The 16,372-nt window shown below is 64.4% G+C and carries 15 protein-coding genes; 8 read left to right on the top strand and 7 right to left on the bottom strand.

Translation table 11 applies throughout. The features are described from left to right. Window positions 1-865 (bottom strand): hypothetical protein (locus tag ENJ19_00725; GenBank protein HHM04251.1); only part of this gene is annotated, 865 nt, incomplete at its 3' end. A gap of 188 nt (window positions 866-1,053) precedes the next feature. After that, window positions 1,054-1,320, bottom strand: a complete 267-nt coding sequence (locus tag ENJ19_00720) for an RNA-binding protein (GenBank protein ID HHM04250.1) — start codon at window positions 1,318-1,320, stop codon at window positions 1,054-1,056. A 309-nt stretch (window positions 1,321-1,629) separates the two neighbouring features. Between ENJ19_00720 and ENJ19_00715 the strand changes: the two genes are divergently transcribed. Continuing rightward, complete coding sequence (locus tag ENJ19_00715) at window positions 1,630-2,442, top strand: class I SAM-dependent methyltransferase (GenBank protein ID HHM04249.1); 813 nt, start codon at window positions 1,630-1,632, stop codon at window positions 2,440-2,442. Here the strand turns inward: ENJ19_00715 and ENJ19_00710 are convergent. The 3 genes from ENJ19_00710 to ENJ19_00700 all read right to left on the bottom strand — a co-directional run bounded on the left by ENJ19_00710 (window position 2,419) and on the right by ENJ19_00700 (window position 4,825). Beyond that, window positions 2,419-3,273: a serine/threonine protein phosphatase gene (locus tag ENJ19_00710; protein ID HHM04248.1), complete on the bottom strand. Its 855-nt coding sequence runs from the start codon at window positions 3,271-3,273 to the stop codon at window positions 2,419-2,421. The two genes, ENJ19_00715 and ENJ19_00710, sit on opposite strands and share 24 nt — an antisense overlap. After that, window positions 3,264-4,004, bottom strand: coding sequence for a serine/threonine protein kinase (locus ENJ19_00705; GenBank protein HHM04247.1), 741 nt, complete (start codon window positions 4,002-4,004; stop codon window positions 3,264-3,266). The genes ENJ19_00710 and ENJ19_00705 overlap by 10 nt, the downstream gene beginning before the upstream one ends. A gap of 503 nt (window positions 4,005-4,507) precedes the next feature. Then, entirely contained in the window at window positions 4,508-4,825 is a 318-nt protein-coding gene (locus ENJ19_00700) for a DUF2288 domain-containing protein (GenBank protein HHM04246.1), read from the bottom strand. Between the two features lie 129 nt (window positions 4,826-4,954). Between ENJ19_00700 and ENJ19_00695 the strand changes: the two genes are divergently transcribed. From ENJ19_00695 to ENJ19_00685, 3 genes are all read left to right on the top strand, one after another. Continuing rightward, a complete protein-coding gene (locus ENJ19_00695; GenBank protein ID HHM04245.1) occupies window positions 4,955-5,467 on the top strand; it encodes a hypothetical protein in 513 nt (170 codons plus the stop codon). A gap of 286 nt (window positions 5,468-5,753) precedes the next feature. Then, on the top strand, window positions 5,754-6,569 hold the full coding sequence (locus ENJ19_00690) for a hypothetical protein (GenBank protein ID HHM04244.1): 816 nt from the start codon (window positions 5,754-5,756) through the stop codon (window positions 6,567-6,569). Window positions 6,570-6,669: 100 nt separating this feature from the next. Continuing rightward, entirely contained in the window at window positions 6,670-7,323 is a 654-nt protein-coding gene (locus tag ENJ19_00685; protein HHM04243.1) for a carbonate dehydratase, read from the top strand. Between the two features lie 50 nt (window positions 7,324-7,373). Here ENJ19_00685 and ENJ19_00680 read toward each other — a convergent pair whose 3' ends face one another. Further along, entirely contained in the window at window positions 7,374-8,171 is a 798-nt protein-coding gene (locus tag ENJ19_00680) for an undecaprenyl-diphosphate phosphatase (protein ID HHM04242.1), read from the bottom strand. A 152-nt stretch (window positions 8,172-8,323) separates the two neighbouring features. Here ENJ19_00680 and ENJ19_00675 point away from each other — a divergent pair, with 152 nt between their 5' ends. After that, the gene (locus ENJ19_00675; protein ID HHM04241.1) at window positions 8,324-11,698 is read left to right on the top strand and encodes a hypothetical protein; all 3,375 of its coding nucleotides are present in this window, start codon (window positions 8,324-8,326) and stop codon (window positions 11,696-11,698) included. A 229-nt stretch (window positions 11,699-11,927) separates the two neighbouring features. Next, window positions 11,928-12,587, top strand: a complete 660-nt coding sequence (locus tag ENJ19_00670; GenBank protein HHM04240.1) for a hypothetical protein — start codon at window positions 11,928-11,930, stop codon at window positions 12,585-12,587. Between the two features lie 2 nt (window positions 12,588-12,589). Here ENJ19_00670 and ENJ19_00665 read toward each other — a convergent pair whose 3' ends face one another. Further along, complete coding sequence (locus ENJ19_00665) at window positions 12,590-13,066, bottom strand: hypothetical protein (protein ID HHM04239.1); 477 nt, start codon at window positions 13,064-13,066, stop codon at window positions 12,590-12,592. A 76-nt stretch (window positions 13,067-13,142) separates the two neighbouring features. On the opposite strand from ENJ19_00665, the gene ENJ19_00660 reads away from it, so the two are divergent. After that, window positions 13,143-15,302, top strand: coding sequence for a DNA helicase II (locus tag ENJ19_00660; protein ID HHM04238.1), 2,160 nt, complete (start codon window positions 13,143-13,145; stop codon window positions 15,300-15,302). Between the two features lie 221 nt (window positions 15,303-15,523). After that, window positions 15,524-15,958, top strand: coding sequence for a hypothetical protein (locus tag ENJ19_00655; protein ID HHM04237.1), 435 nt, complete (start codon window positions 15,524-15,526; stop codon window positions 15,956-15,958). The last annotated feature ends 414 nt before the right edge of the window (window positions 15,959-16,372 follow it).

Raw genomic sequence — 16,372 nt, 5'->3', positions numbered from 1 at the left:
CTTCCCGCCACAGGGCAACGATCTCCGTAACGAACTCATCGAAACGCGTAGGCGCGCGCTTGAGGATGTCTTGCTGGCGGACCAGCTCTTCTTCGCAGGCGATCAGGCCATGGCGCTGGAAGTAGTCGTACATCACCCGCAAATCCTGCACCATCCACTCAGGCATCATGTGTTGGGCCTGTTTGGCCCAGGCGTCAAGATCGTCGCCGCCGTATGAGATGTTGCGGCCGAGATGGCGGCTGAATGTTTCCGCCACACCGTCACCGGTCAGGACATCGGGACCGTGCAAACCGTATTCCCTGCCATCAAAGGCGGAATCGCTGAGGGCGTTCACAGCCGCATCCGCCACATCACGCACGTCAACACGGTTCAGGCCCACCGAACCTATGGGCTGCGGATATACCCCAAAGGACATGACCGCAGCCCGGCACCAGAGGGAATCGTTCTGAAAGAAATTGTTGGGGCGCAAAATTGTGTAGGCAATGCCAGAGGTTATTATGGCCTCTTCGACGGGACGCTTGCTGCGGAAATGGGGAATGACGTCCGCTCCGGCCGGCATGGGAACGGAAAGATAAACGATTTTTTCAAGCTTGGCCGCCCTGGCCGCCGCGACGGCGGCCAGACCGAGTTCGGTTTCGTGCTGATTGAGCGGCGTCACCAAAAACAAGGCCCGGGCGCCGTCAAACGCCATACCCAGCGTCGTGGGCTTGTCCAGATCGCCCACCCGGCCTTCCACACCCCGGGGCAGGTCGGCAATCTTGCTGGCGAAACGCGTCATTCCGCGTACTGCAGTACCCATTGCCAAGAGCCGGCCTGCCACCGCGCTACCAACGAGTCCTGTCGCGCCGACTACCAATGTGGTCATGTGTGGCCTCCCTATATGCACACTCAACGTTACCTGGTCACAACAAGGGAATAGTACTGTGACGCCGGCGTGAGGAAAAGATCAGGCGCCGGCCACATCCTGGCGGCGGGCCCAAAGAGGCAGACCGCCTCCCGGAACCCGAGGTTCCGGGAGGCAGGATCAATGAGCAAAGCGATTGGAATACGGTGTTAGAATCGTCGTTCGCGGCGGGGAGTGCGCTCCCGGGCTTCGTTGATGCGCAGCGGCCGCCCGCCCATGTCGGAGCCGTTGAGGTTGGAGATGGCGGCACCGGCGGCTTCGTCATCCATTTCCACAAAGCCAAATCCGCGGGGACGGCCCGTGTCGCGATCGGACACCAGTTTCACGGATTGCACTTCGCCGTAGGCCTCAAACAAGTTGCGAACTTCATCCTCGGTGGCTGAGAAGGGCAGATTGCCAACATAAATCGATTTCATGAGCGTAAACACCTATAAACCTTCGGGCTAAACAAGCACCGAATTAATCACATCTTTCAGAGCGCTAAAAATCCGGGAAAACTACGACCCGCAATCCCACACCCTGCCTCGGTTACGTATCGGGCTTTGTTCCAGGATCGCTATCACGACATGAACGCGAGTACCAAAAGCTAGATAGTAGACCGCTGACAGCTTACGCTTATTTGTTTACTGATACAATCCATTTTTCCCCGGTGACGCACATTTTTCGCCATAGCGCAAGCAGCTGCGCGCACATCGCCAAACCAAGCCCGTACAAGGAGTCACGTTATGACTGCATCCAGTAATCAGCCAGACTGGGATCTCATTGCCGAAAAATTCGATTTGTGGCTGCCCCACATCGCCCCTGTGGGGGAGGGTTTGCTGACCGCCCTCAAAGCCCGGGCGGGAGATCAGATTCTCGACGTCGCCTCGGGCACGGGAGAACCCGCGCTGACACTGGCGCGACGGTTTGAAGGCCGGTTAAACATCGTGGGCATAGACGCCGCCGAGGCCATGGCCCGCGTGGCGCAAAACAAGGTGGAACAGGAGGGCCTGAAAAATGTCCGCTTCCAGTGCATGGCCGCCGAACACATGGATTTCCCGGACGAGCACTTTGACCGGGTACTGTGCCGCTTCGGCGTCATGTTGTTCGACGAGCCCTTGCAGGGATTGAAAGAAATGCACCGGGTATTGAAGCGGGGAGGCACTTTCGCCCTGGCGGTGTGGGGTGAGCCGGAGACCATGCCCACGCTGCACTGGACCTTTGAGGTGTTGAAGAACCGTTTGCCGGAAGACCTGCATCCCCCCCTGGCGAAGGTCACCTCACTGGGAGGCGAAGGGGTGTTGGCAGGACTATTGAAGGAAGCCGGCTTTGTTGATTTTTCCGTTACCCGGTCGCGCTTCGAGTATCAGTTTCCCGACTTCGATGCCTATTGGGATGTGGTCGAGGCCTCGGACATCATGAAAAATCAGTTCGATGCCCTGTCCGCCGCGGAGCGCGACGCCGTGCGTGATGAAGTGGGCGCCTTTGCCCGCCACTGCGTGCAGGACGGCCAGTTACGCATCCCGCACGAATATTTATTGGCGGCCGGGCGTCGTTAAGGGACGATAGATGATAAAACTCAGATCATCGGGATGGCTGGGCAGGCCGGGCTGCGGGTGCAACATCCGCTCCCGGCAGGTCTCCAGCAGGGCTTTCCCGGCCTGATCCAGGGAACCGGCGCGTACGGCCTCGACAATTTCACCCATGTACAGATTGTCCGCCAAACCGTCGCTGGCGACGGTCAGGGTGTCCCGCGGGGCCAGGGTCACTGCCGGCCCGACATCGATGCGCATCGCGGCACTGCCGATCACGTTGGAAACGATATTGCGCTCCTCGTGATGCACCGCCTCTTCCTCGTCCAGCCAACCGGCTTCCACAGCATAACCCACGGGGGAATGCGCCACGCTTTGAAATTTTATCTTGCCGCGCTGGCCGCTCAGCAATATCAGCGAATCGCCCACGTGATAGGAGCGCATGGTGTTGCCTTGCAGCTCCACCACGGCCAAGGTACTGGCCGCCCCACTGCCCTGCGCCAGCACCATGGCGTTGGCTTTTTCAATACCATCGAGCACCGCATCGCGGATAACCGCACCGCTGGCCGCCGCGGCCAGCAACTGTTCCGTCAGGGTGTGCACCACCAAGCTGGATGCGGTGTCACCGGAGGGCAGACCGCCCAAGCCGTCGGCCACGATCAGCACCGCGGCATCGTGACGCACGGCCACCAGGGCCACCGCGTCTTCGTTGACCGTCTCCTTGGTCGGGGAACGCGCCGTATACAAGACCGTGGACCCCAGTCCCAGCCGCTGTCTCAACGGCATGCTCATATTCTGCCGGGCCCAGACCTGAGCGCCGTCGCGGGCGAAAACCTCGTTCAAGCGGATCAGCTCCATTCCATGGTTTCAAGGTAGGCGCGCAACTGGCCCGCAGTGCGGAATTTCTTCAAAATCAGCCTCTTTTTGAGACCACAGCAGATGGCTTTGACCTCCGGCGGGTGGTGGGAATAGCGCTTCGCGCCCCCCAGGGCATCGTAAAACAGGCGCACCAGGTCCAGCACATCGTGATGAATGTGCTCACCCCGCGGCGCGCCCCAGTGAAACATATCCAGCAGTTTGAGCTCAAAACCCAGCCCGTAGCGCAGCACAATGATATTGTCAGCGTGCAGATCGCCGTGGTATTCGCCCATGTTGTGAATCACCTCAATGCCGGACGCCAGGGCGTGCAGAAGATGGACCGCCTGGAAAGGACTCAGGCGTTTTTTCGGCTGGCGCGCGAGAAAGCGGCTGAGCAATTCCCCTTCCACAAACTCAGAAACCAGAAAGGTGATGGGGATGCCGCGATAGACAATGGAGTCCTGGGTGTAGTACTGAATCACCACCGGACACTGCCGCAGCTTGTGCAGTTTCTTCGCATAAAAAATCGCTGCGCGGTCGTTGATGTTGCGCTCGGGGAAAAAGAACTTGGCGGTACGCTCAATTCCCGTGGGCCGCTCGCGTATCAGATACACCTCTCCTTCCCAGCCCGCGCCCAGGCGCGTCACCACTTCGTAGCGGTCGCGCAGCAACTTGCCCGCCTTGAAATTAAAGCTGTCGATACGGGGGGCTTTTTTGCGGACGTTCTGCATCTGGGACACATTGTCGTGTTGCCGCTGCCGGCCTGCTGAAGATAACCGCAGTGGCGAAGTGCGCGCACTTGACCGTCCAACGTCGCACTGCGGCGACAGCCGAAAACGCAGAATATAGCGGGCCGTTGCCAGTCTGCCAAAATTCCTGTCGGCGAGCGGCGACGATTTGCGCCTGCGCACCCCACCCCAAGCGGCGCAAACCGTTCCAATACACTGAAATAACAGGATAACTATATTCTGGCACGCAACTTGTTACACCGTTTGTGAGGCATCAATGCATGCCCCGCCACGGGAAGACCCGGCCCCATCGCCGGCGGTCTTCTCGAATCATCCCGCCGAGCGGAACAGGCGACGGCTCACACCTTCCCGGTTCAAACCCGCTGAACCGCCTGAGGTGCCCTAACCCTCGAGCCGCCAGCCTGGGGTCCACTCACCCGCCCCGCCTTCATCCCCCTTGACGGCGGCTGCCCAGGCAGCCGCCGTTTTCATTGGGAAAGCGAAGGCTAGGAGGCCAGGGAGGACGGGGGAGTCCAGTCCTGTACGAACACATAAGGGGCGAGCACCACGCTGCGCAAGCGCGTGGCACCGTTTTCCCAGCGTTCAATCTGGCCGTTGGTGGGACGGGTAATCAAACCGTCGGTAATCCAGCGGGCGATTTGCTCCACCTCGTCGCGGGCCACGCACACCCCCACCTCCACCAAATCCAAACGGGGATCCACCACGCGCAAACGGCCCCGGGCGTGATGGGGACGCAGCGTGGGCCAGTCCGCATCACCGGTCTCCGCGCGCAGTTTGTTTTGTAATTCATCCATGCCTGCCATCCTTCCTCTGAGCGTATGTTTGTCTTACGCGTGATTGAATTTTAGTACTTTCCCGGGGTGTATTGCCTCAGGAATCCGGGCCGACAAATATGGCGACCCAAGAGGACTTAAAGAACGAAAGCGCAGCGCATGGCCCCCACAGAACAACACAGACAAGCCCCCCGCCAGACGGGCCGGTGCGGCTGGGGTATCGTCCTGACCACGGCAGTGTTCAGCGGCGCCTGCCTCGCCGTTGCTACCGGTTTGCCCGGCGCACTCCTGCCCGCCCGGCCGATACTGATACAGACCCCAAGCCCGGCAGTGCGCCCCGCACCGGCCTTTTCGCCCGGCCCCGCCCAGGCACAAGTGGCGGTGTCACAATACCTCCAGGGCCTGAGCGCCCTGGAGCACGGTGAAACGGGCGCCGCCGGCCGGCACTTCAAAACTGCCCTGGAAAAACAACCCACACTGGCCGCCGCCTACGTGGGACTGGCCAAGGTAGCGCTCATGGGGGGTGACTGGCGCAGCGCCGAACTCAATGCCCGCCACGCCATAGCGCTGCTCCGCCAGCACCGCGACGCCCCGGTGGACACCGGCCGCCGGCCCACGCTGCTGAGTCACGCCCAATCAATCTTGAGCGCCGCGCTGAGACCGCGCCCTTGACAGCTGGTTGGACAACAGCCTGCAGCCCGCCCGTATGCCCACCGGCACGCGATCATCTCGCGCTCTTTGAGGGGGGCAGGGCCGCGCCGCCCTGCACAAGCGGCGGATAGTGTTACCATTCTCTGAGCTGCCGCAAGAAGCAAGCGGATGACGCCTCGTCTTGCCAGGCTGCCGGCACCGGCTTGTCGACGCCGCCGCAAAAATAGGGCATAAAGGCCTCTTGCCGGCGCGACGCTCCGCGGCGTCGCCGCATGGCTCACGGCATCAACTGACGGATGACAGCATCATGGGGATTTTTCAAAGGAACCTGATTCCGGCGCGCTGCATCAGGCGCTTTGCCCTGGCCGCCGCAATCGCAGGCCTTGTAGCCTGTGCGCCCAAACCGGCGGTGGTCGTGGACCAACTGCCCACTCCCCGCGACGAAGCGCGCAGCGCTTATTTGCAAGGGGATTACGAACGGGTGTTGCGCATCGTGGGCCCCATGGCGGAATCAGGCAAGGCCTGGGCGCAGTACACCCTGGGCTACATGCAGTTCTACGGCGAAGGCGTGGCGCAAAACAAAGCAGCGGGCAGACAATGGATAGAACGGGCCGCCGCCCAGGCCCACCCCCCCGCCCAGGCGGCGCTGGCGGAAATCCGCCAGGCGGAGCGGGCAGCCGCGGCGGCGCGAAAAGAGGCCGACATGGCTGCCGCCGAAGCCAGGGCGGCCCCTCCCCCTCCAAAAAATGAACCGGCCCTGGTGCAAGTGGACGAAAGCGCCGCCACACCGGTTGCCCCCGTGGGCGCACCCAAAGGGCCGGAATGGGTGGCCACCGAAGACCCCAACCGCTACACGATCCAGCTCATCAGCAGCCGGCGGGAGCACGCCATCCGCCGCTACGTGCTGAAGGAAAAACTCGGTTCCCGTGCTGGCTACTTCCCCTACCGCCTGGAAGGGGAAGCCTGGTATGCCGTGGTTTACGGCAGTTACGCCAGCGCAGAGGAAGCCCAGGCTGCCATCGCGACCTTGCCGCCCCATTTGCGCGAATCCTCCCCCTGGGTGAGAAACTTCGGCAGCATTCAGGCCCTGATGCGCGAATCGGGTTTTCTCATCACACCGTAAAAACCAGAGGCGACCGCCGGACCCGCGGGTAGATTGTTGTCTTCCCAAAAAGGACGGCGCTGACTACCATGTCGACGGTCCTCCAAATTCACCCAGGCCAATGAGTGTGCTGAAAGACCTGTTTGACAACAACCGCCGCTGGGCGGATACCCTGACGGCGGCAAACCCGGCCTTTTTCCCGACGCTGTCGCGCCAGCAGGCCCCCGACTATCTCTGGATAGGCTGCGCCGACAGCCGCGTGCCCGCCAACGAAATCGTGGGCCTGCTGCCCGGCGAGCTGTTCGTGCACCGCAACGTCGCCAACGTGGTGGTGCACACAGATTTAAACTGCCTGTCGGTGATGCAGTACGCGGTGGATGTGCTGCAGGTGGAGCACATCATCGTCTGCGGCCACTACGGATGCGGCGGCGTGCAGGCCGCCTTGCACGATTCCCGCCTGGGCCTGATCGACAACTGGCTACGCCACGTTCAGGATGTCAAACAAAAACACGCCACGCGCCTGGCACGCATCGCCGACCCCGACCGGCGCCTGAACCGCTTGTGCGAACTCAACGTCATCGAGCAAGTGCTCAATGTCTGTCACACCACGGTGGTGCAAGATGCCTGGGCCCGGGGCCAGACCTTGTCGGCCCACGGCTGGGTGTACGGCCTGCGCGACGGCAGGCTGCGTGATTTGAAGATGTGCGTCAGCGGCCCGGACGCTCTCCCTGAGGCCTACCTTGCCGCCGTGGACAACGGCACGAAGCAGGTCTGACAAGACGTTGAAACGCCCTCCGGGAGCACCGCCCGGGGGCCGCCCGACGATCAGAGCGCCATACCCAGGAGCACGACGCCCAGTACCAGCCGGTAGGCCACGAAGGGCATCATGCCCATGCGCTTTAGCATCTGCAAAAAGAAATGGATACACAGATAGGCGCTGACCGCGGCCACCAGCGCCCCCGGCAGCAACACCCCCCAGGGCGCCGGCGCCGTGCCGCCCGCCAGCTCCAGCACTTTCAGCCCCCCCGCCAGGGTGATCACCGGGATGGACAACAAAAACGAAAACCGCGCCGCCGCTTCCCGGCTCAGCCCCATAAACAAGGCCGCGGTGATGGTGATGCCCGAGCGTGAGGTGCCGGGAATCAGCGCCACGGCCTGAGCACAACCGATCACCAGCACATCCCGCCAGCCGATGCTGTGTTCGCTGCGGCGGCCCCCGCCGCGCCGGTCGGCCCAGCCCAGCAACAGGCCGAACACGATGGTGGCGAGGGCAATGACCAGCACGGTGCGCAGCTGCGTCTCCACCAGATCGCCCAAGAGCAAGCCCGCCAGGCCCACCGGAACCGTACCCAGCAACACCGCCCAGGCCAGGGCGCTGTCGCCCACCCGGCGGCGCCGGCGCAGCGACTGCGTCCAGTCGCGGATCAGAATCACGATTTCGCGGCGAAAATAACTCACCACCGCCACCAGGGTACCCACGTGCACGGCCACGTCAAAGGCCAGGCCCTGATCCGCCCAGCCGGCCAATTGGGGCAACAAAATCAAATGGGCCGAGCTGGAGACGGGCAAAAACTCCGTCACCCCCTGCAGCAGGGCCAAGGCCAGTATGTGCCACCACTCCATGTTGCACCGCCCCTCACAAAAAACCTGCATTTTACCTTGATTTAGCAGCGCCTGCGGGCCCGCGTTAAAGGGCTGTTGCCCGCGCACCGATAACCCTGGCGACCGTGACCACGGTCGGGAGTAGGGAATGTCGAAGGGAGCCTTGAAGCTTCATGGCACAACAACGCATGGAAGCGCCACTGTGTGTGCGGTGGCCGCGACCCATGCGCGCTGTTGCCAAGGGTCTGTCAGCCGTCTTCGCCGCCAGCATGGCGCTCAGTCCAACACCTCTGCAAGCAGCCACCGATCACCAGGCCGGGCCCGCCGGCGTGCACACCGCCGTGCCCACCCTCCAGCAGCGCCCTTATCCCGGCCGCCTGGCGGGGACCGATGCCGCGGCGCGGGGACTGGCGAACCCGGACACCGGCCCGGCGCTGCGTCTCAAGCAGGGCACAGTACGGCTGCTGGATCAGGACGGGCCCTTATTTCCCGGCCCCCGGGGCCATTTCATCGTGCAGCTCCGCGGCCCTTTGAGTGATTCCCAACGCGACACGCTGACCGCGCTTGAGGTCGAACTTGGCGACTACTGGCCCGACAACGCTTACCTGGCCGGCGCCCCCGCGGCACGCCTGGCGGCCGTGCGCGCCCTGCCCTTTGTGCGCGCCCTGGGCGCCCTGCTGCCCATTGACAAGGTGCCCCCGGCGGTGGCGGAACAGGATTTCCAGCCGCGCTCCCTCAATACCGACGGCAGCCTGACACTGGAGGTTTATTTCCACGCCGATCTCGATCTGGCACAAGCCCGCGCGCAGTTGGCCGCCGCGGGCGCCACCACCTTGGATGAGGACTTCGGCACCGGCCACCGCCTTGCTGTGCGCCTCCCCCAGGACCGGGTGCTGCCCCTGCTGGAGCTGGACGGGGTGAAATGGGTGGAAGACCGCCCTCCGCCGCGGGCCGGCCACAACTACGACGCGGCGGCCCTGTCCGGCATAGACCTGCTCAACACGGGAAACCCCGCCCTGCAGGGCGACGGCATCGTGCTGGGCATGTGGGACGAGGGCCTGGCGGACAGCGGCCATCCCGACCTGGCGGGGCGGGTCCAGGCCGGAGAGCAGGGCAGGATCTCTGCCCACTCCACCCACGTGGCCGGTTCCATGGCCGGCTCAGGCCTGGGCAACCCCTCCGCCCAGGGCATGGCCCCGGCGGCCACCTTGTGGAGTTACGACTATTTCGGCGACCCCGTCGCGGAGCACCGCCGCGCCCGCCAGGACCATGGCGTGCTCATCGCCAACAACTCCTGGGGCTATCTCAGCGGCTGGGAAGCCAATTACTACGGCGATGGCCGCTGGGTGTGGTTCGGCGGCAACCGCAGTACCGATCCCGCCTTTGGCGACTACAGCGGCATCACTGCGGCCTGGGACCGGCTGGTGGCGGAGCAGGGCCTCATCGTGGTCAAGTCTGCGGGCAATGACCGCAACGACCACGGCGCCTCCGGCCAGGCCCACTTGCACCTGGGCGATGCCGCCACCTTGTACTACGACGCCCACCAGCCCGACGGCGACTACGGCTCCATCGCCCAGATCGGCAGCGCCAAAAACGTCATCACCGTAGGCGCCGTGGACGACGCCGGCGGCATGCCTGCCTTCAGCGCCTGGGGACCCACCGGCGACGGCCGCCTGAAACCGGACGTGGTGGCGAGCGGCGTGGGCGTGTACTCCACCTACAGCAACGGCCGCTACACCCGCCTTACCGGCACCTCCATGGCCGCCCCGGTGGTGAGCGGCGCCCTGGCCCTGATTGCCCAGCGCTACGCCCAGCTCAGCGGCGGCCCGCCCGCGCCCCAGGTGATCAAGGCACTGCTGGCGCAAAGCTCGCGTGACCTGGGCGAGCCCGGCCCCGATTATGCCTACGGCTGGGGTCTGCTGGACGCCCGGGCGGCAGTGACCCTGCTGGCCGCCGACGGCGGCCAGGGCCGGCGCCTGCGGGGCGGCAGCGTGGGCAACGGGACCGAGCGGCGCTACGTGGTCTTCGTCACCCCCGGCACAGCGGAGCTGAAAGTCTCCCTGGCCTGGACCGACCCCGCCGCCTCCCCCGGCGCCGCCGTGGCCCTGGTCAATGACCTGGATCTGACCCTGGTCTCCCCGGACGGGGAGGTGCACTACCCCTTCACGCTCCACGGCCCCGACGACCCCACCGCCCCCGCCACCCAGTTTGGTCCCAACCGGGTGGACAACGTGGAACAGGTGCGGCTCAGCGACCCGGCCCCCGGCGAGTGGGAAGCCGTGGTGCGCGGCCACGCCGTGCAGGGGGAGCAGACGTTCGCCCTGGTAAGCAGCGTGGACATGCCGCCGGACGGCACCCCGCCCGGGGGAGCCTTCCTGGTGTTGAACGCCGGGGCGTCTTACGCCCTGGAACGCAAGGTGGAGGTTTACCTGGCGGGCTACGACGATCAGGGCATCAACGGCTACTTTCTTTCCGAGTCCGCCGAGTCGCCCGCCGCGGAACACTTCACGCCGGTGGCCGGTGTCACCCGCCTGCAGGCGCGGTTGGAATTTCAGTTGAGCACCGGTGACGGCCGCAAAACCGTCTACGCCTGGCTGCGCGATGCCAACGGCAATATCAGCGCCCCGGTCAGCGCCACTATTGAGCTGGATACCACACCACCGCCGCCGCCCGTCGTGACAGGCTGGTGGGACACAGCCGCGGGCACGGCCCGGTGGGCATGGTCGTCGGCGGACGGGGCCGGGCGGTTCCGCTACAAACTCAACGACGCTGTGCTGGAAGAGGGTGCCACAGACACCCGCGACGAAAGCTACCGGCCGCCGGTGCCGCTGGGCGGCGGCCGCCATACACTCTATGTGCAGGAACGGGACGAGGCGGGACACTGGTCCGCCACAGCGGCAGCCACCGTGGACATCCCGGGATCAGGCCTCAGCGAGACCCCCTCCACGGCGCCGGGCCCCGTCATCCTGGTCACCAGCCCGGTGAACCACGGACTGCCGCGCTGGTCCTGGCCCTCCCCCGGCGGCAGCGGCCTGTACCGCTTCCGCCTGGACGATCCCGACCTCAGCCAGGCGGTGATCACCAGCGCCACCGCCTTCGCACCCCCCACCCCCCTGAGCGACGGCAGCCACACGCTATACCTGCAGGAACTGGGCATGGACGGGCGCTGGTCCGCCGTGAGCCGCGCCACCGCAGTGGTGGACACCACCCCCCCCACCACCCGGATTGGCAACGACGCCCGCGCGGCGGCGGGGGAGACCTGGGTCAGGTTGCGCTGCGAAGACCGCGGCAGCGGCTGCGCCGCCACTTATTACACCACCGACGGCAGCCTGCCCACGGAAGACTCTGCGCGCTATCGCGCGCCCCTGAAAATCACCGCCACCATGACCCTCAGCGTCTTGTCGGTGGACCAGGCGGGCAACCGCGAACCGGTGCAAGTGCAGGCCTATGAAGTGGAGAACAAGGCAGCCACCGGCAGTGGCGGCGGCAGCATGAGCTATTGCCTGCTGGGCTTGCCGCCCCTGCTGGCAAGGCGGATCAAACGCTGAGGCGGTGCCGCATGCCGCTGTCGGCATGCAAAGGCGCCATCAACGCGCCGGCGACCGGTGCGAGAACGGCGTTGCACCGTATTCGTTCATTCTGATGTTCCGGCAATACTGTGACACCCTTCGCAGTTCATCACACTGTTGCTTGGGGTTTTCGTGATGCGGTCGACAGAAACGGATGGCAGTGTAGGGAAACCGCCTGTGTTCCACCCTCGTCAAGGTCACTGTCGCCATGAAAATCGCCAACTACGCCCCAAAAGCCCCGGCCGACGCCCGGCCCGAAGCCCTGCGCCTGTTTCTCTCGCAAGCGTCGGATTCGGACCAGCGCCCCTGCCCCGCTTGCCGCGCCCCCTGCCGCTGCGCCCGCCACTCACGCAAGTGCACCTGCGGCTGTTCGCCGCGCTGCCCCAAGGCGGCCTGGGCATTGTCGTCTGAACCGGAGCGCTATCCCATCGAGCCCAAGGCCGTTCCCCTGGTATATGCCCTGGCCGGATTGCGCCTGATGCCGCCGTGCTGGTCCTGCGAAGGCCACGTTGCCGCCGGCGGGCGCTGCAAACTGCCCCAGGTGTGGTTCTACGCCACCTCAACGCTGTATGTGGAAATGCTGGCCGAATGCCTGCACGATCTGTTTGTGACACAGACGCTCCACGCCCCCTGGGAAATCGCGGTCTCCAGCTTTCAGGCCGACGCCCAGGCCACCACCTTCATCCTGCGCCCCCAGAGCGACCCGGAGCGGCCCTTTCATCTGGGCATGCTGCAGCAGGACCTGGAGGCGCTCGGTGATACCCTGGTCCCGGTCCTGCGCAATCTGGCCCGGCAGAAGCTCGCACGGCTCAGCAGAACCACACCCGGCCGCAGGAACCGGGGCATTGAAATAACCCCCCCGGCCTGAGTCTACTTTGCCTCGGTGGCCAGCACCTCATAGCGCACGGCACGCCGGCCCCGGGGCCGTACCAGGGACTGGAAAAAAACCCGCTCCTGAAAATCGCGGGCCTGGCCGGGGGGGACATCGGGGGTGAACTGGATATCGCTTTCCGCGACGATCTCGCAGGCCTGCTTCAGGCAGTCTTCGATCTGCACCCGCACCGTCAGGGCATGAAGGGTGTGGTCCCGGGAATGATTGCGTACCCGCCCGGTGACCCAGCGGCCCCGTTCTTCCTCCAGCAGCTCCACGTCCGCCAGCTCCACCTCGTCCTTGTTGATGCGTTGCTGGGCGGCTTTGAACTGCTGGTCCTGGTACCAGGCAAAGAAGGCAATGATGCCCACCACGGCGATGATGGCGATGGGAATGGCGCGGTTGGCCTGATTGCCCAGCAAGGCCACCACCACCAAGACTATGACCAGGAAAAGTCCGAGTATGCCCCAGATCATCGTTGTCCCTCAGTGACGCCAGCGGAGCCGGCAGTATAACAAGCCCGCCGCGGCGGATTTGTTAGAATCCGCCCCCATGGATGTATCCGATATTCTCGCCCCCCTCAACGACGCCCAGCGCGAGGCGGTCACCGCCCCGGCCGGTCCCGTGCTGGTGCTGGCCGGCGCCGGCAGCGGCAAAACCCGGGTGCTGGTGCACCGCCTGAGCTGGCTGGCCCGGGTGGAGGGCGCCTCGCCCTACGGCATTCTCGCCGTCACCTTTACCAATAAGGCCGCCGCGGAAATGCGCGGCCGCACCGAGCAGCTCTTGGGCCTGCCCACCGGCGGCATGTGGGTGGGCACCTTTCACAGCCTGGCCCATCGCCTGCTCCGTCGTCATTGGCAGGAGGCTGCCCTGCCGCAGGCATTTCAGATTCTCGACAGCGACGATCAGTTCCGCCTCATCCGCCGCTTGCTGAAGGCCATGGAGCTGGACGAGGCCAAGTGGCCGCCCCGGCAAGTGCAGTGGTTCATCAACGGCCGCAAAGACGAAGGCCGGCGGCCCCACCACATCGACCACCAAAACGATCCCTATCTGCTGCACATGATCCGCATCTACAAGGCGTACGAGGCCCAGTGCCACCGCGCCGGGGTGGTGGACTTCGCCGAGCTGCTGCTGCGCGCCCACGAACTGCTGCGCGACAACGACGCGGTGCTGACACACTACCGCGAGCGTTTCCAACATATCCTGGTGGATGAATTCCAGGACACGAACGCCATCCAGTACGCCTGGCTGCGCCTGCTGGCGGGGGAGCGGGCCTGTCTGTTCGTGGTGGGGGACGACGATCAATCCATTTACGGCTGGCGCGGCGCGCGCATCGAAAACATCCAGCGCTTTGCCAAAGATTTTCCCGGCACCCGCTTGTTCCGGCTGGAGGAGAACTACCGCTCCACCCGGTCGATTCTATCCGCCGCCAACGCCCTCATCGCCCACAACAGCGGCCGCCTGGGCAAGGAGCTGTGGACCAGCGGCGACCAGGGCGACCCGCTGCTGCTCTACGCCGCCTTCAACGAACTGGACGAAGCCCGCTTCGTGGTGGAACGCATCCAGCGCTGGGTGGAGGACGGCCAGCGCCGCTCGGACGCCGCCATCCTGTACCGTTCCAACGCCCAGTCGCGGGTGCTGGAAGAAGCGCTGCTGACCGCCGGCGTGCCCTACCGGGTCTACGGCGGCCTGCGCTTTTTCGAGCGGGCGGAAATCAAAGACGCCCTGGCCTATTTACGCCTGATTGCCAACCGTGGCGACGACCCTTCGTTCGAACGGGTGGTCAACCAGCCTACCCGCGGCATTGGCGAGCGCACCCTGGCGGTGGTGCGCGACGTGGCCCGGGCCCGGGGCCTGACAATGTGGCAGGCCGCAGACAGGGTGCTGGGTGAAAAGCAACTCAGTCCCCGCGCGTCAAACGCGTTGCACAGCTTTCTCCGCCTCATCGACCAACTGGCCGAAAGCGTGGCCGGACTGGAACTTTGGGAGCAAATTGATCACGTCATCAGAGCCGCCGGCCTGCTGGCGCACTACAAAAAGGAAAAAGGCGAAAAAGGTCAGGCGCGAGTGGAAAACCTGGAAGAACTGGTCAGCGCCGCCCGCCAGTTCAGCGGCGAGGAAGACAGCGACTTCGACCCCCTCAGCCAATTCCTCACCCACGCCGCCCTGGAGGCCGGTGAGGGCCAGGGCGAGGCCTGGGAAGACTGCGTGCAACTCATGACCCTGCACGCCGCCAAAGGGCTGGAATTTCCCCTGGTGTTCATCACGGGTCTGGAGGAGGGCCTGTTCCCCCACCAGATGTCCATGGAAGACCCCGTGCGGCTGGAAGAAGAACGGCGCCTGGCCTATGTGGGCATCACCCGCGCCCAGCGGGAGCTCTGCCTGTGCTACGCCGAGCGGCGCCGTCTGCACGGCACTGAAAACCACACCCGCCCGTCCCGCTTCATCGGCGAAATTCCGGCCGAACTCATCCACGAAGTCCGACCCCGTGCCCACGTCACCCGGCCCTGCTACGCCGCGCCCGGGGGCCGGCCGCTGGAGGAGGCCCCGGCCGGCTTCAGCCTGGGCCAGCGGGTGCAGCACGCCAAGTTCGGTGAAGGCATCGTGCTCAACTACGAAGGGCGGGGCGCCAGCGCGCGGGTGCAGGTGAATTTTGAGGGCGTGGGGGCGAAGTGGCTGGTGTTGGCGTATGCGCGCCTGGAGCAGGTGTAAGTTGCCACTGCCTTGTGCGCCAGCTTGATATTCATTCGGCCATCAAACAGCTCGTCCTGAGCTGTTTGATGGTCACCCGCACCACTGACCCGACAAGTTTAACTGCCGGGTTGATAATTGGGTGCAGAGCGTATCTGCTTCGCGGCCTCACAATGAACCGCAGGCCTGTTTGACGGTCCTTGTTGTATTCAGTCTCGGTATCAACAAATTCGGGAGGTAATATGGGAACTGTATTGTTGAGTGGTCAGATCAGTGCCTTGTCGGCGCCGGACAAGGATGGTGCCGTCACCTGCCGCATCGGGACCAGCGCCGTCAGCATTCACCCAGATCTGGCCGACAGCGTGACGCAAAGTGACAACGTCGCCGTGGCCGGAGAAGTAAAAAATAACGTCCTCCACGTCGTCGCCCTGAAGAACTTCAACCGCGGCAAAATAGCCAAAATCGACTGCACGCCATATATCCTTTTTATGGGAGCCGGCTTGTTTCTGTTCGTACTGTCGGGAATATTTTCTTTGAAAGGCACCAGCGGCAGCAGCCTGATCGATTCGGCTGAAGGCGTCATCTCGATCGCCGGCCTCGCCCTTGCCGTCTGGATGTTGCGCCGCACTGTTCACGCCATCCGCGCCGCCAACTGGATTCAATTCGCAAAACCTTGACGCCGCCGGCGAAAGAACCAGGCAGACCCGCCATGGCACTGCTGCCGGCCCCGGGGCGTGGGCAAGCGGGTTGAATGCGCCCGGACCCAGCGTCGACCCGCATTTTTCACCAGATGGACGGGCCCCCGGGATTCCAAGCCCGGTGCGATCATCTCGCCCTGTGGTGAAAAATGCGGGGCAGGCCCGGCCCCCGGCCTGACAAGAAGCCTGCCTGATCCCTTTGAATGTCCCCTTGTCTCCAAAGGGGGAAGCGCTACAGGTACGCCATGCACCGGGCCGGCATCTTTGTCTCCTTCCGCCCCTCCCCCAAGGTGAATATTCACCTATTCCAGTCCCACTGGGTCGCCGCGCCAGCGGCGTGCCCCCTTGTATTCTGGCGCCAACATGATGAATTCGAGCGGCAGCTCCACCCAG

The sequence above is a fragment of the Gammaproteobacteria bacterium genome (assembly GCA_011375345.1).
In the GTDB taxonomy this organism is placed as follows: Bacteria; Pseudomonadota; Gammaproteobacteria; order DRLM01; family DRLM01; genus DRLM01.
Note: the sequence above shows the minus strand (reverse complement) of the source record. Positions and strands in the feature narration are given on the sequence as shown.